The organism is Paracidovorax cattleyae (assembly GCF_900104515.1).
GTDB lineage: Bacteria > Pseudomonadota > Gammaproteobacteria > Burkholderiales > Burkholderiaceae_C > Paracidovorax > Paracidovorax cattleyae.
In genome coordinates this window covers 12,773-38,120 of sequence record NZ_FNJL01000012.1, presented here as the reverse complement: position 1 = coordinate 38,120, position 25,348 = coordinate 12,773, and the positions used below count along the sequence as shown (strand labels likewise).

19 protein-coding genes are annotated in these 25,348 nt (G+C 63.9%); 17 read left to right on the top strand and 2 right to left on the bottom strand.

Annotation, left to right across the window (positions count from 1 at the left end):
- Nucleotides 1–154: 154 nt before the first annotated feature.
- Together BLR05_RS11600 and BLR05_RS11595 are read right to left on the bottom strand one after the other, a co-directional pair.
- A complete protein-coding gene (locus tag BLR05_RS11600) occupies nucleotides 155–1,933 on the bottom strand; it encodes a carbamoyltransferase family protein (RefSeq protein WP_092834640.1) in 1,779 nt (592 codons plus the stop codon).
- 19 nt (nucleotides 1,934–1,952) lie between these two features.
- On the bottom strand, nucleotides 1,953–3,722 hold the full coding sequence (locus BLR05_RS11595) for a glycosyltransferase family protein (RefSeq protein WP_225979121.1): 1,770 nt from the start codon (nucleotides 3,720–3,722) through the stop codon (nucleotides 1,953–1,955).
- 326 nt (nucleotides 3,723–4,048) lie between these two features.
- On the opposite strand from BLR05_RS11595, the gene BLR05_RS11590 reads away from it, so the two are divergent.
- The 17 genes from BLR05_RS11590 to BLR05_RS11510 all read left to right on the top strand — a co-directional run bounded on the left by BLR05_RS11590 (nucleotide 4,049) and on the right by BLR05_RS11510 (nucleotide 25,337).
- Nucleotides 4,049–4,423: a DUF2304 domain-containing protein gene (locus BLR05_RS11590; RefSeq protein ID WP_092834639.1), complete on the top strand. Its 375-nt coding sequence runs from the start codon at nucleotides 4,049–4,051 to the stop codon at nucleotides 4,421–4,423.
- Nucleotides 4,416–5,864 carry a mannose-1-phosphate guanylyltransferase/mannose-6-phosphate isomerase gene (locus BLR05_RS11585; protein ID WP_092834638.1) on the top strand — a complete coding sequence of 483 codons (1,449 nt, stop codon included), beginning with the start codon at nucleotides 4,416–4,418 and terminating at the stop codon, nucleotides 5,862–5,864. The genes BLR05_RS11590 and BLR05_RS11585 overlap by 8 nt, the downstream gene beginning before the upstream one ends.
- 84 nt (nucleotides 5,865–5,948) lie before the next feature.
- Complete coding sequence (locus tag BLR05_RS11580; protein WP_208606009.1) at nucleotides 5,949–6,914, top strand: glycosyltransferase family 2 protein; 966 nt, start codon at nucleotides 5,949–5,951, stop codon at nucleotides 6,912–6,914.
- Entirely contained in the window at nucleotides 6,898–8,730 is a 1,833-nt protein-coding gene (locus BLR05_RS11575; RefSeq protein ID WP_208606008.1) for a hypothetical protein, read from the top strand. Before BLR05_RS11580 ends, BLR05_RS11575 begins: the two co-directional genes overlap by 17 nt.
- Nucleotides 8,723–9,787, top strand: a complete 1,065-nt coding sequence (locus BLR05_RS11570) for a glycosyltransferase family 2 protein (protein ID WP_092834636.1) — start codon at nucleotides 8,723–8,725, stop codon at nucleotides 9,785–9,787. Before BLR05_RS11575 ends, BLR05_RS11570 begins: the two co-directional genes overlap by 8 nt.
- Nucleotides 9,788–9,791: 4 nt before the next feature.
- Nucleotides 9,792–10,514: a GNAT family N-acetyltransferase gene (locus BLR05_RS11565; protein ID WP_092834635.1), complete on the top strand. Its 723-nt coding sequence runs from the start codon at nucleotides 9,792–9,794 to the stop codon at nucleotides 10,512–10,514.
- On the top strand, nucleotides 10,515–11,645 hold the full coding sequence (gene rffA / locus BLR05_RS11560) for a dTDP-4-amino-4,6-dideoxygalactose transaminase (protein WP_092834634.1): 1,131 nt from the start codon (nucleotides 10,515–10,517) through the stop codon (nucleotides 11,643–11,645). It abuts the gene before it with no gap.
- A 10-nt stretch (nucleotides 11,646–11,655) separates the two neighbouring features.
- Entirely contained in the window at nucleotides 11,656–12,792 is a 1,137-nt protein-coding gene (locus tag BLR05_RS11555; RefSeq protein ID WP_167361246.1) for a UDP-N-acetylglucosamine 2-epimerase, read from the top strand.
- A complete protein-coding gene (locus tag BLR05_RS11550) occupies nucleotides 12,792–14,096 on the top strand; it encodes an oligosaccharide flippase family protein (protein ID WP_092834632.1) in 1,305 nt (434 codons plus the stop codon). Before BLR05_RS11555 ends, BLR05_RS11550 begins: the two co-directional genes overlap by 1 nt.
- The gene (locus BLR05_RS11545; protein WP_092834631.1) at nucleotides 14,089–14,868 is read left to right on the top strand and encodes a hypothetical protein; all 780 of its coding nucleotides are present in this window, start codon (nucleotides 14,089–14,091) and stop codon (nucleotides 14,866–14,868) included. The genes BLR05_RS11550 and BLR05_RS11545 overlap by 8 nt, the downstream gene beginning before the upstream one ends.
- Before the next feature lie 31 nt (nucleotides 14,869–14,899).
- Nucleotides 14,900–15,979 (top strand): GDP-mannose 4,6-dehydratase, encoded by a 1,080-nt coding sequence (gmd, locus tag BLR05_RS11540; RefSeq protein ID WP_092834630.1) that lies wholly within the window; start codon nucleotides 14,900–14,902, stop codon nucleotides 15,977–15,979.
- 21 nt (nucleotides 15,980–16,000) lie between these two features.
- Nucleotides 16,001–16,918, top strand: a complete 918-nt coding sequence (locus BLR05_RS11535) for a GDP-L-fucose synthase family protein (protein ID WP_092834629.1) — start codon at nucleotides 16,001–16,003, stop codon at nucleotides 16,916–16,918.
- Between the two features lie 58 nt (nucleotides 16,919–16,976).
- Nucleotides 16,977–18,164 (top strand): DegT/DnrJ/EryC1/StrS family aminotransferase, encoded by a 1,188-nt coding sequence (locus BLR05_RS11530; RefSeq protein WP_092834628.1) that lies wholly within the window; start codon nucleotides 16,977–16,979, stop codon nucleotides 18,162–18,164.
- Between the two features lie 8 nt (nucleotides 18,165–18,172).
- Nucleotides 18,173–19,720: a DUF2079 domain-containing protein gene (locus BLR05_RS11525; RefSeq protein WP_143015901.1), complete on the top strand. Its 1,548-nt coding sequence runs from the start codon at nucleotides 18,173–18,175 to the stop codon at nucleotides 19,718–19,720.
- The gene (locus BLR05_RS11520) at nucleotides 19,717–23,079 is read left to right on the top strand and encodes a hypothetical protein (RefSeq protein WP_143015900.1); all 3,363 of its coding nucleotides are present in this window, start codon (nucleotides 19,717–19,719) and stop codon (nucleotides 23,077–23,079) included. Before BLR05_RS11525 ends, BLR05_RS11520 begins: the two co-directional genes overlap by 4 nt.
- The gene (locus tag BLR05_RS11515; RefSeq protein ID WP_092834625.1) at nucleotides 23,080–24,255 is read left to right on the top strand and encodes an oligosaccharide flippase family protein; all 1,176 of its coding nucleotides are present in this window, start codon (nucleotides 23,080–23,082) and stop codon (nucleotides 24,253–24,255) included.
- Nucleotides 24,246–25,337, top strand: a complete 1,092-nt coding sequence (locus BLR05_RS11510) for a glycosyltransferase (protein ID WP_092834624.1) — start codon at nucleotides 24,246–24,248, stop codon at nucleotides 25,335–25,337. Before BLR05_RS11515 ends, BLR05_RS11510 begins: the two co-directional genes overlap by 10 nt.
- The last annotated feature ends 11 nt before the right edge of the window (nucleotides 25,338–25,348 follow it).

Below are 25,348 nucleotides of genomic sequence, written 5' to 3'. Positions count from 1 at the left end.
TGATTTCCCGCCGCGGAGGCGTTGTTTCGCCGGAGGCGGCCCACGCCATGCCCGCCGCGAGGCCGAGGAGGGCGCAGGCTGCCCGGAGTACTGCGGCTGCCCGCTGCCCGTGGGCCCTGAGGGAGTTCTTCATGCGGGTATGCGGTGCCGCCATTCAGGAGACGACGAAGTTCTCGATGGCAAGGGTGTCCACGCAGCCTTGCCGGAAGGCCCGGATGGCATCCTCTGGCGTGTTCACGATCGGCTCCTCGTGCATGTTGAAGCTGGTGTTCACCAGGATCGGAACGCCGGTCAGCTTCTCGTAGTGGATCAGCACGTCGTGATAGACCGGATGCTTTTCCTTTTTGATCAACTGGGGGCGCGCCGTTCCGTCGACATGCACCACGGCCGGGGCGAGCTGCCGGTACTTTTCATGGACGTCATACGTGATGGTCATGAACTCCGCGGCGAATTCCGAGCCGGCCAACTTGCCTGCCAGGACATCCCGAGCCCGCTCATGGGGCAGTACCGGGGCGAAAGGCATGAATTCGGAGCGCTTCATGCGCTTGTTGAGCGTGTCATTGATCTCGTATTGCTTGGCGGACGCCAGAACGCTTCGGGCGCCCAGGGAGCGCGGCCCGAATTCCATGGCGCCGCTGAAGAATCCCACCACCCGGTCCTGCGCGATCAGCTCCGCGATGCGGCGGGCCCGGACCGAGGGATCGTCGATGCGCTCCATTCCCTGAACCCCTGCCTTTTGCAGTGCCTGCTCCACCCGCTCCGTTCCATAGGACGGGCCGAGGTACATGGTGTCGAGAGTCCTGCCCGCGAAGGCCGGAGAGTGCTGCTTCAGGTGAAGGTAGGCCGCACCGACGCACAGACCTTCATCGCCCATGTAGGGAGCCACGAAGATGTTCTGCACACCTTCGATGTTGAACAGGCGCTGGTTCAGCTTGACGTTGGCCACCACCCCGCCCGCCAGCACCAGATTCGTACAGCCGGTCTGCTGGAGATAGTGGCGCACGAGCTTCAGCACGCTGTCCTCGAGCACGGCCTGCGCTGCCGCGGCCATGTCCTCCTGCGTGTACTGCCGGCCTCCGAAATGCTTCCGGAATGCGGTGCCCGGCCGATAGTTGTTGAGGGCATCCCTGAACTGCTGCAGCGTGACCTTGCCGCTCAGGAAGCTGGCATAGTTCCTGGCCAGGAACAGGTGCTCTGCGGGGAAATCCGGCTTGAACATCGCTTCCACCAGGGCCGAACGGATTTTCACGTCCCCGCCCTCCGTGCTGATCTGGAAGAGATCGCTCAATTCGGAATACAGCCGGGACTGGTCGCCATAAGCGGCAAGGCCGGTGAGCTTGCCTTCGTGGCGGAAGATGCGGAAGCCCAGGCCGCTGGTGACGGCGCCGTAGAAGAATCCGAGGGAAGCGTCTTCCTTGAATTCCTTCAGGCGGCGCAGGGTGCCCTGGCGTCCATGGGATATGGTGAGCGACAGGCCATCGCCGCCGCCATCAATGGTGACCACCAGCGCGTCATCCATGCCGCACGCGTAGTACGCACTTGCCGCGTGGCATTCGTGATGGTCGTACCAGTTCGGGGCTGCCGCTATTCCCAATCCCTTGAGGACGCCGTGCCATTCGCTGCGCCCGTCCTTCTTGGAAAGAAAGCGGGGAAGCAGCAACGGGTTGCGAAGGCTTCTTTCCTGCTGGTCGGAAGGCAGGAAATCGATCTTGCGGAAGCGGTGGCCGCCTGCGATCGCCACCCCTTCGATGCGCGAGACATCGAAATGGCACGCCACATGAGTGAGCGCGTCCAGCGGGATCGAGTTGTAGCATTTGATCCGGTTGAAGCGCTCTTCCGATGCCGCGAAAAGGATTTTCCCTTCCATGTCTGTCACGCTGACGGACGACGTGTGCTGGGGTGAAATGCCGAGGATGAGTGCGTTGCTGTTCATTTTTCAATAAGCAGATGCTTCAATGGCGTCCGACCGGCAAGGGAATGCTTGCGGGTGCGACAACGCCATTGATTCGGTAGATGCTGATGTCGAGCGATTTGCAGATGAGGGAGATGCCGCAATCGTGTTCATCGATGGAGTGGCGGCCCATGAAGGAGACCCTGGGGTTTGAGGACAGCAATTGGTGGACTGTTTCCGCTCCACCGATCAGCCGGTTGTACAGGACGATGCGGTTGATGCCATGCCGGGCCAGCGTTTCGACGGTCCGGGGATCGGATATGTCTCCGAACAGGGGGCGTGCCTCGGGGTCGCTCTCGAAAAGGCGCAGGTCCTTGGCGCCGGCCAGGGGTTTTTCATGGACCACCTGTCCGATGACCTCGAAGAGCGGGGCCGTTCCCCAGCTCTGGTTGTAGTAGGTCATGGGATAGCTGGCCACGGCGGTCGCCCCATCGTCCCTGGCCAGGCTGTCATAGACGGCGGCCACCTGCGCGAAGTCGGTTTTCTGGCGCAACGTGGGCGATCCGGGGTAAACCTCGGCCAGGTACCAGGCCAGCACGGCGGCGACACCCAGCCAGAGACGCGCGGAGTGCTTCCGGAACGTGGACAGATAGATGGCCGCGATGATTCCGCCGAAGAAAGCGGCGAGCTGCACTACCCTGGAGACCCCCCGGAACATGTCGAAGATGGCGAAATACAGGAAATTCACGGCGGTGAGCGCGGGGACGTAGCTCGAGAGGACGACGGCAGCGGCGAAGCACAGCAGGCCCGGTTTGAAGAGCGGGTGGTTCCAGGCCGCCTTTCTGCAGCAAGCCAGGGTGAGCAGCAGGAGCAGTGAGTACCCGAGAAATGCCCCGACGTCCATCGGGGCGGAAAAGGGGTAGATTGCCGGAGCAATGCCCGGCATGAATTCCGCGCCTTGCTCGAATATCGCGGACAGTACTTCACCTGGCGGGCGCACCAGTCCTGCCATGGCCGGATTGGTGATCAGGTACCACTGCTGCTGTATGAACTGGATATTCAGCAGGAAAAGGCACAGGCCGCTGAGCGCGGAATACCTGAGCATGTCCAGGAATTTTGCCTTCCAGGGAAACGGCGCGAATGCAAGGAATACCGGTGTGAAAAGCCATCCGTAGAACGACCAGTACGGATTGATACGAAACTGTATTGCAGTAAGGATGCACGAGATCAGCAGTTCGTGCCAGCGGCGGCTCTCGCAGTATCGGATGAAGAAAAGATATACCAGGGGCAACAGCCAGAAATGGTTGTTGGCCATGGAACCCCGCGACAGCATGATGAAGTAGCCGGAAAACCCAAAAACCACCGCTCCGGCCAGGGCCGACAGGTGCCGCTGTGTGAGGTGCCAGCAGAGCAGATACATGGTCATCGCGGCCAGCGGGTATGCGAGCAGCGCAGAAGCGTTGATGACGAATACTGCCGAGCGCCACCCACCACCCGACCAGCGCACAGCCGCGGAGCGCAGGTCATCGATCAGGTTGTCGAACGGGAACGGGCTCAGGTCGAAGCCGAAGGGGTAGGTGAGCAGGGGTGTCAGCTCGACACTGGTGAAGAGATGGCCTGAATGGGCCTTCAGCCAGATGAACCACAGCGTTCCGTCCGTGTCCACATCGGGCATCGAATACACCGAAAAGGGGTCGACGCTCCACCAGCGGTGCGAGAAAAGCAGGAGGGTCAGGCAGGTGAAAAGAACCAGCGCGGACCCGTGCCTCCGCAATGCGGAAGCTTCCCCGCCGTAATTTTCCAGTGGCGCCATGTCTTGATCGATGTGCACCCATGACGGTGCTTCAGGTGGCAGACGAATCCAGGGCGTCGCCGGTGTTGAAATGCATGGCGGAAATCCGACGTCCCCACCCCCCTCCCGGGCATGCCCGGCGCAAGGCATGCAATGTAACATCCTGTGTTTGCGGCATGCCCCGACACGGTTTACTGCAAGGAGGGAGTGCGTGGCTCGGCTGTCGTGCTGCACGACTACAATCGCTGCCTCCAAAGGAGCGGCGGGAGAACGGTTGCAGTGTTACGGATGTCTCGCCGTCCGCTTCCTCGCTGGCCCCTGCTCGCCAGTCCGGGAATGCGCGCACGAAGAAACAATGGAAACCGATGGCCTCACTGCAAGTAACTACCGCTCTGCTGGGCATCGGATTGGCAGCGCTGATTCTCTACCTGATTCGTAGAGACCATCTCTATCTGATGCACGGCCTTTTCTGGGTCGTCGTCGCCTGCGCGGCAGCGCTGCTCGGGGCCTGGCCCGGACTCATCGACCGCCTTGCGCTGGTAGTGGGCATCAGCTATCCGCCGGCGCTTCTCCTGCTTCTTGCCTGCATGGTCCTTCTGGTGAAGGCATTGCATGCCGACATGGTGAATACCCGGATCGAAAGGGATGTGCGCCGGCTGAATCAGCGCCTTGCCCTGCTGGAAGCCGACAACGAGAGCCTGCGTCGCGGGCCCGCATCCGACTCTTCGTTTTATGAATGACAAACTGCTTGCCGTCATCCTGTGTGGCGGATCCGGTACGCGCCTGTGGCCCCTGTCCCGGGAAACCTATCCCAAGCAATTCCTCTCGCTCGGCGGAGAGCGAACGATGCTCCAGGAAACCGCTTTGCGGCTTGCGGGGCTTCCGGCCCGCTGTCCTGTGGACCCATCTCCCATCGTGGTGTGCAACCGGGAGCACCGCTTCCTGGCCGCCAGCCAACTGATGGCCTCAGGCATGGGGCAGGCCCGGATCCTTCTTGAATCCTCAGGACGCAATACCGCGCCCGCCCTCACGCTGGCGGCCCTGCAAGCGCTGGCTGACGGAGGCGACCCGGTCATGCTCGCCATGCCCGCGGACCATGCCATCGCTGACCTTCCCGCATTCCAGGCTGCCGTGGCCTGCGCTTTCCCTCATGCATGTGCCGGGGCCATGGTCACTTTCGGCATCGTGCCCAGTCGTCCCGAGACAGGGTATGGCTACATCGAGCGGGGTGCAGCGCATGCACCCGGCATCGACCGGGTGCAGAGCTTTGCCGAAAAACCCGATGCTGCGCGGGCGTTGCGCTACATGGAAGGAGGGCGCCATCTGTGGAACAGCGGCCTGTTCATGGTGCGCGCCAGTGTCTGGCTCGAGGCGATGCGGCATTGCAGGCCCGACATTGCCGTGGCTTGCGAATCCGCGATGGCGCAGGCCGTGCGGGACATGGATTTCGTGCGGCCCGACGGCGAGGCGTTCGATGCCTGTCCTTCGGACTCCATCGACTATGCCGTGATGGAGCGCCTTCCCTCCATGCCCGGTCTTGGAATCCCCGCCTGCGTGGTGCCGATGAGCGCAGGATGGTCGGACCTGGGCGCATGGGATGCCGTGTGGGAAACGCTGTCGCGCGATGGCGCGGGCAACGCCCGGGTGGGGGATGTGGTCGCGCACGACTGCAGTGGTGCGCTGCTGCTGTCCAGCAGCCGGCTGGTGGCGGGCGTGGGCCTGGAAAACATCATGGTCATCGAGACACCCGATGCGGTTCTGGTGGCCGACAAGCGGCGCACCCAGGACGTCAAGCAGATCGTCGCCCTGCTGCGCAAGAATGGGCATGCCCTTGCGCACAACCATCGCAAGATGCACCGGCCCTGGGGCTGGTACGACGCCATCGACAGCGGCGATCGTTTCCAGGTCAAGCGCATCGTCGTCAATCCGGGAGCCAGCCTGAGCCTGCAGAAGCACCACCATCGCGCGGAGCATTGGGTGGTGGTGAAAGGGACGGCGGAAGTCACCAAGGGCGAAGAGACGTTCCTGCTCGGCGAGAACGAATCCACCTACATTCCGCTGGGCCATGTGCATCGCCTCGCCAACCCGGGCAAGGTGCCTCTCGAGATCATCGAGGTGCAATCGGGCAGCTACCTGGGAGAGGACGACATCGTCCGCCTCCACGACACATACGGCCGCTGAGGCTTTCTTTCCGGGACGACTCCCGGCCATCGCGTGCGTCGGCGAGTTGCCTGCAGGAAACGGGTGAAGGGGTTTGGAGCAATGATGAAAAAGATAGCGATCGTGGTGCCGGTGTTCTGCGAGGAAAAGAACATCGCCAATCTCCACAGAAGAACGGCGAGTGCGGTGGAGAAGATTCCCGGCATTTCCGTGGAATTCATCTTCGTGAACGACGGCAGCTCCGATCGTTCCATGGATGTCCTTCGGGAAATGGCCGCGGCCCACGACAACATCAAGGTGATCGATTTCTCCCGAAATTTCGGCAAGGAAGTGGCGCTCACTGCCGGGGTGCATTCCACGGACGCAGATGCGGTGATCTGCATGGACGCCGATCTGCAGCACCCTCCCGAATTGATTCCCACGCTGGTGGAAACCTGGCGGAGTAGCGGGGCGGACATCGTCGCCACGATCCGGACCGGCATCGACAAGCAGCCGCTGTTGCGCCGGATCGGCTCGCATGGCTACTACTGGCTGATGTCCAAGATATCCGGGCTGGACATGGTGTCGCAAACCACCGACTTCCGGCTGTTCGACCGCAAGGTGGTGGATGCATTCCGGACCGTCACGGACCGTCAGCCGATGTTCCGGGGAATCATGGACTGGATGGGGTTCCGCAAGGTGTACGTCGAATTCCATGCCGGCGCGCGCGAGGCTGGCGTGCCTGGCTATTCGTACATGCGCCTGATGAAGATGGCAGTATCCAGCATCACGTCGTTTTCGCTGTTTCCCCTGCGGCTGATCGGGTACATCGGCGCCTTCATCACGCTGCTCAGCGGGGGATTGCTGGCCTGGATGCTGACGTCCTATTTCCTGTCGGAGCAGCATGCCTATACGCCGCTGGCCATCGTGGTGGTGGCGAACACTTTCTTCATCGGCCTCGTCCTCATGGCGATGGGGTTGATGTCCCTCTACATCGGCGCCATCCATACCGAGGCGATCCACCGGCCTGTCTACATCATCCGGGAACGGCTGAATTTCGAGAGCGGGTCTGCTGATGAGCGCCAGGGCTGACAGCTACGTGGCTGGAGGCGTCCTGCCTGCGGCCCGCATGGCTCCGGCACCAGTCCCGGACACCATGGGCTGGCGATGGCATGTGGCGGTTCTGGTGCTGTTCACCGCCTTCACCGCTGCGCTGTTCGCCCATCGCTGGGTTCTGGTGGACCCTTCTGCCGTGTATTCGATGCCCGATGTGGACACCGACGGGACGCTGTGGTTCATCTGGCTGAAGGTGCATACGGGGCATGTCTTCTCGAGCATCGGCATCGCGCACGACCTGAGCTATCCGTTCGGCTACGACCTGTCGCCCTTTCCGTTCGACAACCTGCTGGACGACATCCGCGCATGGATCGTGCAGGCCTCGGGTGGTTCCTGGCGCGACCTGATCCGCGCCATCAACGTATCGGCGCTCCTTGCCTATCCGCTGTCAGCCTATGCCATGTACCTGCTGTGCTGGCATGTGACCCGCAGGCATGCCGCGGCCTTCGCCGGCGCCGTCGTCTTCGCGTTCTCGGGGTACTTCCTCATGCTGTCGCGGGGATCGATGTCGAACAACCATTTCTGGTTGCTGCCGCTGGTGTACCTGTTCTTCCTGAAATACCTGGAAGGCGGTGCCCTGAAGTACCTCCTGGTGTCTTGCGTGCTGAACGCCGTCCAGTTCCGCATCAATCCCTACTGGGCGTTCTACGGCTGGCTGTTCACGCCCCTCATCCTGCTGATGCAGCCCTGGCCGCTGCGGCAGATCGCATCCCGCCTGGCGCTTTACTGCCTGCTCAGTGGAGTCTGCCTGTTCGGACTGAATATCCAGTTCTTACAGCAGCAGTGGTTCCTCGTGACGAACCCGGTGCAGTCCAATCTCGTCCGTCCCGCAGGCGGGCTCGAGAGCGCCGTCTTCCAGCAGGGCGTGCCTCTCGTGCCGGGAGTGGCTTCCAAGCTCTATCCGTTCTCCGCGCCGGTGGACGTGGGAGCCTTCCTCGGATATTCCCTGGTGTCCGTGCTGATCATCGCCTGCCTGTCCAGGCACAGCTGGAGGCACCGGTACTGGGCGCCGTTCCTGCTGTGCTTCCTGCTGGCCGTAGTGCTCTCGTCGGACTTTCCCGCGCTGCGCTTCATCAATCACGCGTATTTCTTCTTCTTCGACATGTTCCGCGGCGTGTCCCGCATCGTCCAGCTGGCTTCCTTCTTTGCAGGCTTGCTGCTCGCGATCCTGTGCGCGGGATGGCGCTGGAAGCCTTCATGGCATTCCCCGGCCGTGGTGGCTCTTTTCTGCGTGTTCTATGTCTGGGAGGTGTTCCCCGGGTCGCCCACCGTCACGCAGAAGACCGACTTCAGCCAGGTGGCCAGCGTCTACAAGTCGCTGGAGTTGGATGAGGATGCGAGCGCGGTGGCAAGCTACCCCATGGTGTATTCGAACCTCAACTGGGGAACGGCTCCGCTCTTCGAGGCGCTGGGGCAGGTGGTGCACGGCAAGCCCATCGCAGGGGGTAAGGACCTTCGCCTGTTTTCCCGGGATTCTGAAGCCCGTCCCATTTTTGGAAATATCGGGGATCCTGAAACCGTGGGAAACCTGGCAGCGAACGGCATCAACCGGATCGTCATATACAACCGCATCCTGGAGGATGCCGCCGCCATCAACGAAGGGCTGGCCGCGGATCCCCGGCTGCAGTTCCTGGGCGCGCACCGCGTGCCTGAACGGGAGTGCGGCAGCTCGCTGCTCTGCCGGTCCCTGGACATCAGCGTATATGCCATCAAGGGTGTTCATGCCCGAGTGCTGCCTGGAAAGGCTGAAGCCGCCGTGAATACTGCCGAACCGGATCTGCACCATGACTGACAACCTGCCGCTTATTACGGTGGTCATCGCCACGTTCAATTCCACCAGGCTCCTGCCCATGGTGATCGGGGCGCTGCGCAAGCAGACCTATCCCGGCGATCGCATCGAGATCCTGGCCGTGGATGGCGGATCGACGGACGCGACCAGGGAATTGGCGCAGAACCTCGGGTGCAGGGTCATCGACAATCCGCTGACGGAACCCGTGCATGCGAAGTTCCTGGGATTCCAGGCGGCCCGGGGCAAGTATCTGGTGTACCTGGACCATGACGAGGAAATCGTCAACCCGGAGGCGTTCGAGCATATCGTGGCGACCTTTCGGGAGTTTCCTCAGGTGCGGACCATCGACAGCTCGGGATATATCAATCCGCCCGGATATCCCCTCGTCAACGAGTACATCAACGAGTTCGGGGAACCCTTCTCGTTCTTCATGTACCGGCAGTCGAGGGGAATGGGGTTTCACCTGCCGGCGGTCCGCAGGAAAGCCCGCATGGTCGCGGAGACCGAGCATGCCTGCGTATTTGTGGCAGGAGAGGCCAACAGGGACCTTTTCATCGAGAACCTGGCTGCGGGCGTGGTGACGGACATCGAATACGTCAAAGCCCATCGCCTGATCGAGCGGCCGCAGGATCTTTGCCACCTGTTCTTCCTGCTGAATGGCAGGGGCGAGTCCTTCGCCGTCGCCAGGAACAATCCGCTGCGCCACTATTCCGGCGACACCTGGTCCAAGTTCCTGGCCAAGATACGCTGGAGGATCAAGAACAACATCTTCCACACGGACGGCGTGGGTGCCGCCGGCTTCACGGGGCGGCAGTCATTCCAGCCGCGTGGCCTTGCGCTGCGCAAGTACCTGTTCCTGCCTTATGCGTTTTCCGTCGTGCTGCCGCTGGCCGACGGTATATGGCTGGCCATCACCCGCCGCCAGGTCCTCTATCTCTCCCATCCGTTGCTGACGCTCTACACGGCCTGGAAGATATGCTTCTACATGGCCCTGAAAGTCGCTGGCCATATTCCTGCCATGAGGAGCTACGATGAAAAATCCGTCATCGGGAGGAAGTGAGGCCATGCTGTTCTCCCCGCTCGACAGCCACCGGTTTTCCAGAAGGATCGGGAAAACCAGTATCTCCGATGTTCAGGAGGTGGGCGCGGCGCTGGAGGCGGCCGAGGCGGAAAAGCTCGAACTCCTCATCGCGAGGTGCTCCGCCGATGCGGTCCGCGCATTGCATGCCATGGAAGAGCGGGGCTTCCGATTGATGGACACCCTGGTCTATCTTCGCCGGTCTGTCGATGCAGGCAACCTGGACGATCCGCCCGGGCCCGTGCGGCAGGCCGTTGCTGCGGATGCTGCAGCCGTCGAAGGTGTTGCATGCGCGGCGTTCCGCGGGTACGTGGGACATTATCATTCCGATGCCCGGCTGGACGGGCATGCTGCCGACCAGATCTATCCGGACTGGGCCCGCAGGGCCGTCGAGGAGCCTGGGGTCGCCGACAGCGTCCTCGTGTACGAGGACGAGGCTTCCCGCATCTGCGGATTCGCGGCCTTGCGTCGCCTGGATGACGCGCGTTGCGATGGAATGCTTTTCGCAGTGGATCCTGGTTTCCAGAAGCGCGGAATCTTCGGGGCCTTGCTTCGGGCGTCTCTCTCATGGACAGCCGCAAACGGCTGCGCACAGATGGAATATTCCACCCATCTGCGCAATGCCGGTGCATTGCGGGGCGTGGCAGGACACGGGTTCTATATCTACAAGGCAGTGCACACGTTCCACTGCTGGATCAAGGCGCAGTAAATGGAATCGATCCCCTTCAACAAGCCGTTCATGACCGGGCGTGAACTGGATTACATCCAGCAGGCAGTCGCGTCCGGCAAGATATCCGGCAATGGCGGATTCACGCGCCAGTGTCACGCATTCATGAGGGAGCGGTTCGGCTTCCGCAGCACCCTGCTGACATCGTCCTGCACCGACGCCCTGGAGATGTCCGCGCTGCTCAGCGACATCGAGCCGGGCGACGAAGTCATCATGCCGTCGTTCACCTTCGTGTCCACGGCCAATGCGTTCGTCCTCCGGGGGGCGCGTGTCGTCTTCGCCGACAGCGGCTCGCGGGAGCCCAACATGGACTGCGCGACCGTCGAGGCGCTGATCACCCCCCGGACCAAGGCGATCGTTCCCGTCCACTATGCGGGGGCCGCCTGCGACATGGACCCGTTGCTGGAACTCGCCCGCAGGCACGATCTGGTGATCGTGGAAGATGCCGCTCAGGCCATCGATTCGTACTACAAGGGGCGGCCGCTGGGGGGGATCGGGGACCTGGGGGCGTTTTCCTTCCACGAAACGAAGAACATCATCTCGGGCGAAGGCGGCATGCTGTGCGTGAACAATCCCGAGCTGGAGTTGCGCGCGGAGATCGTGTGGGAAAAGGGTACCAACCGCTCGGCCTTCTGGCGGGGCGAAGTGGATAAATACGGGTGGGTGGACATCGGTTCGTCGTTTCTTCCGTCGGACGTCACTGCTGCATTCCTTTTTGCGCAGCTCGAGCAATTGCGCACGATCCAGGACCGCCGTCTCGCGATCTGGGCCCAGTACCATGACCAGTTGCAGGGCCTGGCGGAGCGGGGCATCCTGTCGTTGCCTTTCGTGCCCGGGTATGCCACCAACAATGCCCACATGTTCTACGTCGTGTGCGGCAGCCTGGAAGAGCGCTCACGGCTGATCGAGCACCTGAAGTCGGCCGGCATCCACGCCGTCTTCCACTACCAGAGCCTGCACAGCAGTCCCTACTACGCAGGCCTGCACGATGGACGGCCGCTGCCGAATTGCGATCGCTACACCGATGCCCTGCTGAGGCTTCCTCTGTTCTACGAACTGGAAGATGCGCAGGTGGCCCGGATCACTTCCGCGATCCGCGATTTCTATCTTTGAAGCCCCGCACGTGCATTACAAGAACATCTATTTCTTCATCGGAACCACGGCTGAGCTGATCAAGATGATGCCCGTCATGCAGGTGTGCTGGCGGCGCGGCATTCCGTTCCAGCTGGTGGCTTCGGGCCAGAACGACATACGGCACAGCGAGCTGCTGGCGCTCGTCGGCAAGCAGGCGCCGGATCTCGTCCTTTTCGAGGGTGAGATCCGCAAGAGCGCGGTTTCGCTGCTGATGTGGTTCTTCCGCACGCTCCTTCGGTCGGTGGGGCGACTTCGGCGCCATATGCGGCAATTGCCCGGAGCGAACGTCGTCGTTGTGCATGGAGACACGGTATCGACGGTCATGGGCGCATTGCTCGCGAAGGTGCTCAGGACGGACGTCGCTCACGTGGAGGCCGGCCTGCGCTCCTTCAACTATCTCCATCCTTTTCCGGAAGAGATCGACCGGGTGATCACGTCGCGGCTGGCGGACATCCATTTCTGCCCCAACGAGTGGTCGCTGCGCAACCTCGGCCGGCTGGGTGGAGAGAAGATCGACACGGGCGACAACACGCTGCGCGATGCACTGGCGATCGCTCAGTCGTCCGGCGGCGGCTCCCAGGATAATCCCGTCCAGGGGCTGGAAGGGCCGTACTTCGTCTTCGTGCTGCATCGGCAGGAGAACCTGTTCAACGAGCGCCTGGTCAGGAGCCTTGTCGAGAAGGCCATCCGGCAATCGCAGAAAACTCCCTGCGTCTTCATCCTGCATCACCTCACCGAGGTGGCTTTGGTACGCCTGGGGCTTCTCGACCGGTTGAAGGCGCAGCCCCGCATCCGGCTCGCCAAGCGCATGCCCTACATGGACTTCATGAAGGTGCTGGGCGGCGCGGAATATGTGGTGACCGATGGCGGCTCGAACCAGGAGGAGTGCTATTACCTCGGAAAGCCGTGCCTCATACTGAGAAACGTGACCGAGAGGACCGAAGGCCTGGGGGAGAACGCTGTCCTCAGCAAGCTCGATGAATCCACCATCGATCGGTTCCTCGAGAATCCCGCAACCCACAAGCGCGTACCCACGCCGGTGCTGGTCAGCGCGAGCGAGGTGATCGTCAATCGACTGTCATTCCAGGGAGCCGGTGCGGGCGCTGGGTTCGGGAAGACAAACTGATGGCCGATTCGCCGGAGCAGGCGCCTCTCGGGCGGAAGCTGCTGAGTTCTTCCGGTTATCTCTTCATCACGTCCATCCTGGGCGGGGTTCTCGGGTATGCCTATTCCGTTGCCATGGGGCGAATGCTGGGGCCGCAGGAGTATGGCCTGCTCGGTGCGCTGATGGCGCTGGTCCCCATTCTCAGTGTGCCGGTCTCCACGATGAACATCGCCATGGCCCGGTTTTTCTCCCGGCATCTGGCGCTCCATGGGGGCGGTGAGGTGCGCGCGATCTTCTGGAGGAACCAGTTGTGGCTGCTCGGACTGGGACTGTGTGGCATCGGCGCCTTCGCATTGATGGCGCTGCCCCTGCAGAAAACGCTTCGCTCTCCGAGCCTGCTGCCCGTGGTCTTTGTCGGGCTGAACCTGTTCCTGATGCTGCTGCTGCCCGTGGCCAACGCGCTGGCCCAGGCGCGCCACCATTTCGGGTTCATCGCGCTGCTGAATGTGCTGGGGCCGCTCGCCAAGCTGATCGGCAGCGCAGCCCTGGTGGCGATCGGCTGGGGCGTGCAGGGTGCGACACTGGGCCTTGCGCTGGCCAGCGGATTCCTCGCCGCCTACAGCATCGCCTATTGCTGGCGGAGGCTCGACGTGCCCCTGAGCCTGTCCAATCCCGTGGACCGGGTGGGGCTCGGGGAGTTGTTCCCCGTGCTGCTGGCAACCCTGTCCTTCAATTTCCTGTTCCAGGTGGACGTGCTGCTGGCGAAGGCCTTCTTCGATGCGGAAAGAGCCGGGTACTATGCGGCCGCGGCCACCCTGGGCAAGGCCGTGATGTATCTGCCTTCCGCGGTGGTGGTGCCTCTGCTGCCCATGGCTGCGGCCGGGACGGCCCTGAAGAACGCGACGGGCCACCTGCTGGTGAAGGCGATCGGAATGACGTTGTTCATGACGGTAGCCGGGGCCGTCTTCTACTGGCTGTTCGCGGAGCAGGTCACTGTGCTGCTTTTCGGCGAAGCCTATCGGAGCGCATCGGGCATTCTGCGCTGGTATGGATGGGCGATGGTGCCGGTGGCGCTGATCATGGTCTTGGAGCATTACCTGCTCGCCCAGGGGCGGCTGCTCTTTGCCTACCTGGTGTTTTCCGCTGCGCCTTTTCTCGCCTGCGCGGCGTGGCATTTCAGGAACGATCCCATCCACCTGGTGTGGGTGATGCTCGTGACCGGCGTGGCGATCCTGGTGCTGGCGGCGGGGTTCTGGGTGGCTGCAGGCCGCTCCGGGATCGGTCGGGCCGTGGTCTCAATGTTCAAGGGTTCATCGGATGCATGATTTCGCCATAGTGGTCCTGTCGTGCGACAAATACAGCGATCTGTGGGCGCCCTTCATGTCGCAATTGCGGCGCCAGTTTCCTTCCGCGACCGGCCATCCCGTGTATTTCGGGAGCAACGAAGTTGCCTGCCGGGAAGAGGGGGTGATTCCCGTGCTTTCCGGCAAGGACCATGACTGGTCTTCCAGCTTCCGCGCCATCCTGCAGCAGGTGCCTGCCCGCAAGGTCATGGTGCTGCTCGAAGACCTGATGATGGCCACGCCGGTCGACCCGGCGCTGTTCCAGAACTGCCTGGATTTCGTGGAGCGCCACGATGCCATGCACCTGAAATACTGGAACCACATCAGGACGGATGCCGACGCGGACGATCCATTGTTCGGCGTGTTGCGGCGCGGCGCACCCTACCGCGCCACCGTCGCGGCATTCTGGGACCGCGAATATCTGCTCCGATTGCTGCTGGACGGCGAGAATCCCTGGAATTTCGAAATCATGGGTTCTTACCGGACCTCCTACAGCGACGGCTTCTATGGAATGAAGCAGCCCCTTTTCGAGTTCGTGAACCTCGTGGAAAAGGGGCACTGGATCGCCGACTCGCTGCGCTGGGCGCAGAGAGAGGGGGTGGCGCTGGAGGTTTCTCGGCGTCCGGCACTTGCCGGCAAGCGTGGCGCACTGGCTTCCCTCCAGATGGCGTATTTCGGCTGGATGATCCGTGTGCCCTGGCAGAAGCGCCTGGGATGGATGCAGAAACTGCGCCGGGCCCTGATCTGCTACTGAATCGTATTTCTAGAAAACCAATGGATTGCCAATGAAAACTGCACTCATCACCGGAATCACCGGCCAGGACGGGGCCTACCTGGCGGAGCTGCTGCTCGACAAGGGATATACGGTCCACGGGATCAAGCGCAGGACCTCGCTCATCAACACGGAGCGGATCGACCACCTCTTCCAGGACCCGCACACACCCGATCCGAGGTTCATCCTGCATTACGGCGACATGACGGATTCGCTGTCGCTGGTGCGCATCATCCAGAAGATCCAGCCCGACGAGATCTACAACCTCGCGGCGCAGAGCCACGTGGCGGTGTCTTTCGAGGAGCCCGAATACACGGCGAATTCCGATGCACTCGGCCCGCTGCGGATCCTCGAGGCCATCCGCATCCTGGGGCTGGAGAAGACCTGCCGCTTCTACCAGGCATCCACCTCCGAGCTGTACGGCCTGGTGCAGGAAATTCCCCAACGCGAGAGCACGCCGTTCTATCCGCGCTCTCCCTACGCCGCAGCGAAGCTCTACGCTTACTGGATCACGGTGAATTACCGGGAAGCGTATGGCATCTATGCCTGCAATGGCATCCTTTTCAACCACGAGTCGCCCATCCGGGGCGAAACGTTCGTCACACGCAAGATTACCCGGGCTCTGGCCCGCATCAAGCTCGGGATGCAGGACCAGCTCTTCCTGGGCAACCTCGACGCCAAGCGCGACTGGGGCCATGCCCGGGACTACGTGGAAGCCCAGTGGCTGATGCTGCAGCAGGACCGTCCGGAGGATTTCGTGATCGCCAGCGGCATCCAGTACAGCGTGCGCGATTTCGTGGATGCCGCTGCGAAGGAAATGGGCATGTCTTTGTCCTGGCAGGGCGAAGGCATCGATGAAAAGGGCTACGACGAGGCCGGCCGGCTGCGCGTGAGCGTGGATCCGCGGTATTTCCGGCCCACCGAGGTGGAGACGCTGCTGGGCGATCCGTCCAAGGCCCGCGATGCGCTGGGCTGGGTGCCACGCACTTCGTTCGGAGACCTGGTGCGCGAGATGGCCCAGGCGGATCTCAAGATGGCCGAGCGCGACCAGCTGTGCCGGGACCAGGGTTTCCTGCGCGGCCGCAGGGCTTGAGGCGGCCGGCCAGATATCGCCATGCGTATTCTTCTGACCGGATCCACCGGCATGGTGGGTCGCAATTTCCTGGAGCATCCCGCCATCCACGAGTTCGAAGTCATCGCGCCCGGGCGTGATGCGCTGGACCTGCTGGACTACGTAAGTGTCGAGCGCTTCGTCGCCGAGCACCGGCCGGACGCCGTCGTGCATGCGGCGGGCATCGTTGGAGGCATCCAGGCCAACATGGCCGATCCGGTGCGCTTCCTGCTGGGCAACCTGGACATGGGGCGCAATATCGTGATGGCAGCCCGGGCTGCCGGGGTGCCGCGGCTGCTCAATCTCGGGAGCTCCTGCATGTTCCCCCGCGGATGGGATACGCCGCTGCGCGAGGACATGGTGCTGACCGGCGAGCTCGAGCCCACCAACGAGGGTTACGCGCTGGCGAAGATCATGGTCGCCCGGTTGTGCGACTACGTCAGCCGGGAGCCGGGCGGCCTTGCCTACAAGACGCTGATTCCCTGCAACCTCTACGGCCGCCACGACAAGTTCTCGCCCGAGGTGTCCCACCTGGTGCCTGCCATCCTCCAGAAGATCCACCAGGCCAAGTCCGAGGGGGCACCGGAAGTGGAAATATGGGGCGACGGCAATGCGCGCCGGGAATTCATGTACGCGGGCGACCTGGCGGACTGCATGGTGGAGGCGCTCCGTCGCTTCGACAGCCTGCCCCCGGTGATGAACGTGGGGCTGGGAGACGATCTCACCATCAACGACTATTACCGCGTGGGCGCGGAGGTGGTGGGCTATGCGGGCGGCTTCCGGCACGATCTGACCAAGCCCGTGGGCATGAAGCGCAAGCTCGTCGATACCTCCCTGGCCGGGCAGTGGGGCTGGCATGCGTCCACATCCCTGCAAGAGGGAATGCGCAAGGCCTACGACTACCATCTCGGCCTTTCCTAGAACAGCGTTGCCCCGGGTCCTGTGCCCGGGTGCGGCACAAGCAGACGAGTACCAAGCAATGACAGCAGCAAAAACCTATCCCCTGGCGAGCACGACCTGGGACGAAGAGGAATACGCCTCCCTGCAGGATGTGATCGCGTCCGGCATGTTCACGATGGGCCCCCGCGTGGCGGCCTTCGAGCGGGAGTTCGCTGAGTACGTCGGCAGCCGGCATGCCGTGATGGTGAGCTCCGGATCCGCGGCCAATCTGATCATGGTGGCGGCGCTGTTCTACCGCAAGCAGGGACGGCGGCTGTCCCGGGGTGACGAGGTCATCGTTCCGGCCGTGTCGTGGAGCACGACCTACTATCCGCTCTACCAATACGGGCTCAGGCTCAAGTTCGTGGATATCGACAGGAAGACGCTGAACTACGACCTGGAGCAGCTGGAAGCCGCCATCACGCCCGCCACGCGTCTGGTGATGGCCGTGAACCTGCTCGGCAATCCCAATGCCTTCGACCGGATCGCCGAGATGCTGGAGGGGCGGGACATCGACCTGATCGAGGACAACTGCGAGTCGATGGGCGCCGTGTTCCAGGGGCGCCAGGCGGGCACACATGGCCTGATGGGCACGTTCAGCTCGTTCTTCAGCCACCACATCTCCACGATGGAGGGCGGACTGGTGGTGACGGACGACGAGGAGTTGCACCACCTGCTCATCTGCTTGCGAGCCCATGGCTGGACGCGCAATCTTCCGAAGTTCAACCATGTCTGCGGCGAGAAGTCGGATGATCCCTTCCAGGAGTCCTTCCGTTTCGTGCTGCCCGGCTACAACGTCCGGCCGCTGGAGATGAGCGGTGCGCTGGGCTCCGCACAACTGCGCAAGCTGCCCGGCATGGTGCAGGTCCGCCGCGAGAACGCGCGCAAGTTCCAGGCCCTGATGGCGGAGTTCCCGATGCTGGGGACGCAGCAGGAGATCGGGGACAGCAGTTGGTTCGGCTTCAGCATGGTGCTTGCGGAAGATGCGCCGTTCGGGCGCGAGCAACTGGTGGCGGCATTGCAATCGCACAGCATCGACTGCCGCCCCATCGTCGCGGGCAACTTCGCCAAGAATGAGGTGATGTCGTGGTTCGACCATGAGATCCACGGCCGGCTGGTCAATGCCGACTGGATCGACCAGCAGGGGCTGTTCATTGGCAACCACCACTACGCGCTGGATGCGGAGTTCCAGCTGCTGCGTGACGCACTGCGCACGCTGGTGCGCTGAGGCGTGCCGTGTCGGGGTCGGCCGAGGTGACGGACCGGCGGGTCGGGGCACTCCTTTGGGGCCTGGCGGCGACGCTGGTCGGCATGTCGCTGCTCAAGTACCAGGCGCTGTCCAGCAACTGGTTCGACCTGGGGCTGTTCGAGAATGTCTTCCATGCCTACGTCGGGCAGGAGGGCGGTGCGGGGCATGCGTTCTTCGGCCATGCCCAGCCCTTCATGGGCGCGTATGCCTATCTGTACCGGTGGACCGGTCCGCTCGGCCTGCTGGCGCTGCAGGGCCTGGCGCTGACCGCTCCGGCCTGGCTGGTCTGGCGCCAGTACGGTGCCTGGCCCGCGGTGGCGCTGCTGCTGTACTACCCGCTCTGGGCCAACGCCCTGTTCGACTTCCACTTCGACCATCTTGCCGTACCGTTGCTGGCGGGCTTTTACGTGGCGTTCGAGCGTCGGAGCATGGCCTGGGCCATGGCCTGCGCACTGCTGCTGGCCGGCGTGAAGGAGCCTTTCGCATTGCAGACCACGGCCTGTGGCCTGTTCCTGCTGTGGCAGGCCTGGAGGCTGCGCGGGGCGGACGCCCTGCCACGCCGCTGGGCTGCGGCCGGTCTGGTGCTGGCCTGCGCCGGGGTGGCATGGTTCTATGTGGCCACCCAGTGGCTCATTCCGCGGTTCACCGGAACGAGCGGAGGGCTGGATGCGGATGCGTTCACCTGGCTGGGCCACGGCATCGGAGGCATGTTGCGTAATCTGCTGTGGCACCCGTGGCTGCCGGTCACCGAGGCGCTGGCGACGCCTGGGAAACTGCTTTATCTGTTCGTCTGTTTCGGCATGCTGGCCTTCGTTCCCCTGCTGAGCCCCGCGTGGCTCATTCCCGTCCTTCCTCCCTTGCTGATCGCGATGCTGGCACGGTCCGAAAACTACTACAGCTATGGCAACCACTACACCGCTGGGCTCATTGCTCCTGCGATCGTCGCGTTCGCCCATGGAATGCCTGCGTTCTGGCGGCTATGCGGGCGCGTCGGGGTGCCTCGGCAAGCGGCTGCCCTCGCGCTGGGCGCCGCGCTCCTGGCCGGCCATGTCCTGCTCGCACCGTCTCCGCTGGGGCGCCTTTTCTGGAGCGACAAGGTCTGGAGCTACAGCTGGCGGGCCTATTGGCCGGATGAGCGTACCCGGCGTATCCAGGTGGCTCTGGAGCGGTGGGTTCCCAGGGACGAGAGCGTGAGCGTTGCGACCCAGAACACGGTGAACTGGGGCCACCTGCCCCTGCGCGAGGCGTATTTCGCGTTTCCCGATGGCGTGTTCTCCGCCAAGGCCGTGCCTGCGTGGACTTCGGGGGGCATTGCCGGAGCACCGCCGCGTGCGCGCCATGCCGACTATGTGGTGCTGGACGAGCGCCGCCCCTGGTTCCTGCTCGACCAGGGCTGCCTCTGGCTGCATGCACGGTGTTCCGATGAGGCTGCCGCCACGCGCTACCGAAACGCGGTGGAGGAGACCAGAAGGCTCTACAGCGTCGTTTACGAGGATGACGGCTTCTCCATTCTCCGGCGGAGGAACAACCCATGAAGCGGTGGTGCTCCCGCCTTGCGCAATCCCGCTGGTCTGCCTTGCTGGCAGCCGCGCTGTGCATTCCGATGGCGGTACATGCTGCCGATGCGGCGACTGATGTCGCTTTCGGTCCTGCGCCCGTTCCCGGCTATCTGGGCAAGGTATTGCAGCCGCTGTCTGTGGGCGATCCACTGTTGCCTGGGGCATTCCAGGTGAAGGCCCAGCTGGGATTGAAGCAGGTTCCCGCAATGGAGCTGGAATCGAGCGCGCCGCTGGAGCCTGAAACGGCACCCAGCCGTGCCGCGGCGTCGGAACACGGCATCCGGCTGAATGCCTCTGCCGGCACGGATCTTTCCGCCTATGACGAGCTCTGGATCGACCATGCCGCGCTCGGGCAGTGTTCTGCACAACTGACGCTGCAGACCGACGAGGGATTGCGCGAGGGGCGTTCGAGCAGCACCACCATCATCGGCATGGAGGAAGGCCGCAGCGTGCTCTTTTCCGAGCAGCCCGCGCGCATGCCCTGGGTCGCCAAGGACATGTTCTACCTGCTTGCTCGCCAGTGGGGCAGCCGCGACGATGGCAAATGGCGATATGCCCAGGACGGGGATGCCACGGTGCTTCAGCGGCGCTTGCAGGTGTCCCTGGACCGGGCGCAGATCATCGAGATGGATTTTCCCTCCGGAGCCAGGCTCAATGGCGTGAATCTGTTCATCAGCGTGGGCAATCACCACCGCCCCAGCCGTCTGCTGACGTCCGGGGATTTCACCAGCGAGGTGCAGGACGACGGCCAGCAGACCCGCTTGCGCATCCGCCTGGACCGCGTCCTGGCGGAGTATCGGCAGCGCGGGCAGACCGTGTCGCTTGCGGAACTGCTGGTGTTCTACCGCGGGGCGAAGGAGCGGACGGTGGCCGACCAGCCTTTGCGCCGGCTGACGATCTACAGCCTGGCAGGGACGGGCAGGGCCCTGGATGGAGAGCGCGTATTGCAGGTTCCCATGACAACTGCTCCGTTGACGGCCACCGTCTGGCGCACCAAGCTGGATCTCAAAGACGTCACCGGTCGCTGGGTGGCCCGCATGCCGTTGCGGTCTGCCGAATGGCAGGTCTCCGGGGACACCGGCTGCAAGACCGACCTGGTATCGGCCCATCTGGTAAAGCTGCGGCGCTCCAGCACACCTGCGTTCCTGGACGAAGCCGCCTCCCGCGTCCGGTCCCTGGGAGGCCCCTTCCTGGTCCGGCCTGAGGACCGCAATGGCGTGGAGTGGCTGGATTTCGCGGCCCAGTTGCCGCTGGCCGAGGCGCGGGTGCATGCCAGATTGCCGCGCGGGCAGGGGGGGGAAGTGGAGTTTCCGGGCTGGGGACTGCGCGTGGCGTCCAGCGGCGGCGCGGTCCAGGAGCGCGGCGTGGCTGAAGGCATGTTGTTGCCTTCGGGCGCCATGGTGGATATGGACTGGCAGGTCGATTTCCGGGTGCGGCCCGGGCAGCGCCTTTACGTGGGCATCCATACCCCGGGCCGCCGCCAGCCGGAGGTGGAGGTGCGCGCCGTAACGGGCGACGGCCGCGACTATCGCTTCAGGGCGATGCCTGGCCAGCCCGTGCTGCTGGATCGCAGGATCCCTGAAGGCGTGAGGGTGCGAAGCCTGTCCCTGCGTTTCGATGCCGTGGAAGTGGCTGCGCCCTGGACGGTCAAGGACATCTCGGTGTTCCGCCCTTACCGCCTGGACGCCACCCAAGCCGCCACGGCGCCCCGGTTCGGCTGGGGCGTGGTGCCCTTGGTCCCTCGGGCCGACGCGACCGATCCGGGTGATGCGTGGCGCAGTGACGGCGTGCGCCTGATGGGCATCCTGCGGGCGCGTCCGGAAGCGGCAGGCGCCACGACGCTGCGCTGGTCCACGCCCGTCGGGCTGCCTGCCAGGGACCTGCTCGAATTGCGTTTGGAATACGACGTCCGGGGCGCCGAGATGGACAGTTGCTGGCTGCAGGCGGAAATCCTCGGCAGCGATGGGCATCGGCTGGAGCGGCGGCTCTGTCCACGCGACGGTCATGTCCGCGAGGGGATGTCCGCGGAGCTGCGGGAGCGGTTCGGCGAGAACGAACGCGTGACGGAGATTCGCTGGACAGCCGCACTCTACATGGACAGGCCCGTGCAGTTGAGCTTCATGGCCGAGGCTGGCGTGGGTGCGCGTCCCTCCGTGGTGGACTCGCTGTCCCGAGGCGCTGGACTCCTCGTGGAAGGATCACTCCGCATGCCCGAGTCGCTGCCCGGTTCGCTTCAGGATGCCCTGGTGCAGGGGCGTCGCGCGGTGTGGCTCGACTATGGGGTTCTGGAGGTGGGACAAAAACAGGAGATGACCCCGGTGCTGTTGCAGGATGACGGCCTCTTCGAATTGAGGCATGTCACGCTGGTGAGCGACCAGGACGCAAAATCCGAGGCTGTGGTGGAGTGGCGCGACATGCTGAGGCCGCCAGCACCCCCTCCCGGAATGGGAAAGCTCAAGAAGCTGGTGCTGGCATTCGCCGCCGGCGCCGGGGCCTGGCTCGCGTGGCGGTGGCTTTCTCCGCACTGGCGCAATGGCCAGGCCCGTTTGCGGGCCTGGTTCGTACGGGGGCGCCTCGCGGCCGAGACCGCATGGGGGCTGGGTGAGCGCGTAGCGGTGGGTGTCGGCCGCCATCGCCGGGTGTTTCATCTGGCCAGCATGGTGGCCGCGTTGCCGTGGTTCTTGTGGGCCGGGAGGGGCGACGAAGGGGCGCCCTGGCTGCTGGGTGCGGGCGTCGCGCTGTGGATGACGTCTGCCCTGCACCTGTGGCGCGGGCTGCCGGCCTGGGGCCGATTCTTCGCCATCTATCTCTGGCCCTGCATGTGGTTCGCATGGCTGGCCTGGGCCCTGGGCGCGTATCCGGCGCCTTCTTCGCCGCTTTCTTCGCTGGCGGTTCTGGTGGGATGCCTGTGGCCTGTCGCATCCGTGCTGCACCGGTCGCTGGGATGGATGCGTCGGGGAGCGGGCCTGTGGCTGGGCCTGATGCTGCTGCTCGGGGTTGCGTGCTATGGGTTCGGCTTCATGAGCACGGTAGGCTGGGGCGAGAACGTGTTCATCACGCTGGGCGGGCTCTGGATGATCGCTGCGTGGTGGTTCGCTGCAGTCAGTGCACGGGATACCCTGGTCCGGCGCCAGCCCCGCCTTGGGCGGTGGATCTACGGTGAGCGCGGAGGCCCCTTTCTCATCGGTTCCCTGCTGGCGCTCGCGGCCTCGATGGTGCTGCTGATGCTCGGCATGAGCCAGATGGCGGCCCATGTGGTGACGCTCTGCTTCTACCAGCTGTGCATTGGTGTGGCGCTGCAGGCGTCCGCCCACTGGCGGCGGAGATCGCCGTAGATGTGGCTGCGTGGATGGATCAACCAGACCGCCGCCAGCCTGTGGGTGGCGGCGGTTTCCATGGTCCTGGTGTTCGCGCTGGGCCGCCTGCTCGGACCGGAACGGTTCGGGGAGTACAACTATGTGCTGACCCTGGCCTCCCTGATCGCCATTCTCCAGGACGGTGGTTTCAAGACCCTTCTGCAACGTGAGTCTGCCCACCGCAGCATGGATCTGGAGGCGGACAGGCTGACGCGCTATGCCCTCGGGCACATCCTGTTGGTGAGCTTGGTGGCGGTGTGCCTGGCCGCAGTGCTGGGCGCGGACCGGCGGGTCGCGATGGCCTGGGCCATCGTGGCGATGGCTTTGCTTGCGGTGGCCAACATCCTGTCCGCGCGGTGGCGGGGGGTGGGGGAATATGCCAGGGACGCCTTGTGGCAGGCAGGCGTGCGCAGCATCACGGCGATGCTCATCCTCGGCTGCGTGATGCTGTGGAGGCCGGACAGTACGGCGGTTTTCGTGGGCTGGGCCTGCGGTCTGGCACTGGCACTTGCCGCGGTGCGCTTCACCGTCTTTCCGCACTGGAATCCTCCGGGACGCGTCTATCGGACGGCGGCAGCCTTCATGCTGATCGATCTGGCGACCACCGTCTATTTCCGCATCGACATCGTCCTGATGGAGCAGCTGGGCGTCGCGCCTGCGGACATCGGCCGGTATGCCGCCGCTTACCGGCTCTTCGAGGGGGGCGTGCTGCTGCTGGCGCCCGCTGCCACAGTCTTCTTCCGGGAGCTGCGCCTGCGGTGGCAGGACCAGGATGCGGCCCGGGCATTGCTGCGCCGCGCCCTCGGCGGCGTGCTGCTGCTGGCTGCCGCCGGATCGGCGGTGGTGCACTGGTTCGCCGAGCCTTTGCTCGTGCTGGCATACGGGGATTCCTATGCTGCCGCAGCGCCGCTGCTGTCCTGGCTGCTGGTCGCTTTCCTCTTCCTGGCACCCAACTATGTACTGACGCAAGCGGCGGTGGCCCTGGGGCGGGAGCGCTGGTATGCGGCTACCGTCTGCATCGCAGCGGCCGTCAATGTGGGGTTGAATTTCTGGCTGCTTCCGCGTTTCGGTGCATTGGGTGCGGCGTGGGCCAGCATCGCGACCGAAGCCGTCTTGATGGTGCTTTTGTACAGAGGGGTGCGTTCATGGCTGTGAAGGGCGTGGTGCTCTATGACTTTCTGCATGCGAAGGGCGGTGCCGAGCGCCTCACGCTGGATCTGGTGCGGGGCCTGGAAGGGGCCGAACTGTGCTTCGGGTACCGGCAGCAGGACGTCTTTCCCGCCAGCGAACTGGCGGACATCGCCTGCCATGACCTGGAGGCCACCACACCCGTGCCCGGCTGGCGCACGCTCAAGGTGTTGCGTGCATTCTCGGGCCGACAGGCACAGTTCCTGGACCAATACGACTGGGCGATCTTCAGCGGAGTGCTCGCCCCGGTGGCGGTCCGGCATCGCAGGGGGCAGCGCAATCTCTACTATTGCCATACGCCGCCGCGCTTCGTGTATGACCTGCGCGCCTATTACCAGCAGAAATTCGCACCGCCGCTGAGGCCGGCGCTTGCAGTGCTCGCGGCCTACCTGAAGCGGCGCTACGAGTCGTCGGTGGCCGAGATGGACATGGTGATCGCGAATTCGGAGAACGTGCGCGGCCGGCTGCGCCAGTATCTCGGTGTGGACGCCACGGTGGTGCACCCGCCCATCGATGTGGAGCGGTTCCGCTGGCGGCATCGGGGGGATTACTTCCTCTCGCTTGCGCGGCTGGAAGACTTCAAGCGGGTGGACCGGATCGTGGATGCCTTTCTGCGCATGCCGTCTCAGCAACTGGTCGTGGTGTCCGGCGGTTCGCAGTTCGAGGCCCTGCGCGCGAAAGCGGCCCAGGCCCCCAACATACGGTTCACTTCGTGGCTCGGGGACGATGCGCTCGCGGAAATGATGGGCGGGGCCCGGGCCTCGATCTACATTCCCCGCGACGAGGATTTCGGCATGTCGCCCGTGGAGAGCATGGCGGCAGGCAAGCCCGTGATCGGTGTGGCCGAGGGCGGGTTGCTCGAGACCATCGTGCATGGGGAAACCGGTTGGCTTCTGTCTGCGGAGCCTTCCGTGGAGCAGATCGTCGAAGCGGTGTCGGCGCTGTCGGGTGACGTGGCGGAAGCCATGCGGCCCGCGTGCGAGAGCCGCGCCAGGGAATTCAGCAAGGACCGCTTCCTGCGGCGCATGCGGGAACTGGTGTCAGGGTGAGAGGTCGCCGG

Bases quoted from the DNA above. Each gene is read 5' to 3' on its own strand.
- BLR05_RS11600 (WP_092834640.1), bottom strand. From the start codon at position 1,933: ATGAACAGCAACGCACTCATCCTCGGCATTTCACCCCAGCACACGTCG.
- BLR05_RS11590 (WP_092834639.1), top strand. From the start codon at position 4,049: ATGGCCTCACTGCAAGTAACTACCGCTCTGCTGGGCATCGGATTGGCA.
- BLR05_RS11585 (WP_092834638.1), top strand. From the start codon at position 4,416: ATGAATGACAAACTGCTTGCCGTCATCCTGTGTGGCGGATCCGGTACG.
- BLR05_RS11580 (WP_208606009.1), top strand. From the start codon at position 5,949: ATGAAAAAGATAGCGATCGTGGTGCCGGTGTTCTGCGAGGAAAAGAAC.
- BLR05_RS11575 (WP_208606008.1), top strand. From the start codon at position 6,898: ATGAGCGCCAGGGCTGACAGCTACGTGGCTGGAGGCGTCCTGCCTGCG.
- BLR05_RS11570 (WP_092834636.1), top strand. From the start codon at position 8,723: ATGACTGACAACCTGCCGCTTATTACGGTGGTCATCGCCACGTTCAAT.
- BLR05_RS11565 (WP_092834635.1), top strand. From the start codon at position 9,792: ATGCTGTTCTCCCCGCTCGACAGCCACCGGTTTTCCAGAAGGATCGGG.
- rffA (WP_092834634.1), top strand. From the start codon at position 10,515: ATGGAATCGATCCCCTTCAACAAGCCGTTCATGACCGGGCGTGAACTG.
- BLR05_RS11550 (WP_092834632.1), top strand. From the start codon at position 12,792: ATGGCCGATTCGCCGGAGCAGGCGCCTCTCGGGCGGAAGCTGCTGAGT.
- BLR05_RS11545 (WP_092834631.1), top strand. From the start codon at position 14,089: ATGCATGATTTCGCCATAGTGGTCCTGTCGTGCGACAAATACAGCGAT.
- gmd (WP_092834630.1), top strand. From the start codon at position 14,900: ATGAAAACTGCACTCATCACCGGAATCACCGGCCAGGACGGGGCCTAC.
- BLR05_RS11535 (WP_092834629.1), top strand. From the start codon at position 16,001: ATGCGTATTCTTCTGACCGGATCCACCGGCATGGTGGGTCGCAATTTC.
- BLR05_RS11530 (WP_092834628.1), top strand. From the start codon at position 16,977: ATGACAGCAGCAAAAACCTATCCCCTGGCGAGCACGACCTGGGACGAA.
- BLR05_RS11520 (WP_143015900.1), top strand. From the start codon at position 19,717: ATGAAGCGGTGGTGCTCCCGCCTTGCGCAATCCCGCTGGTCTGCCTTG.
- BLR05_RS11515 (WP_092834625.1), top strand. From the start codon at position 23,080: ATGTGGCTGCGTGGATGGATCAACCAGACCGCCGCCAGCCTGTGGGTG.
- BLR05_RS11510 (WP_092834624.1), top strand. From the start codon at position 24,246: ATGGCTGTGAAGGGCGTGGTGCTCTATGACTTTCTGCATGCGAAGGGC.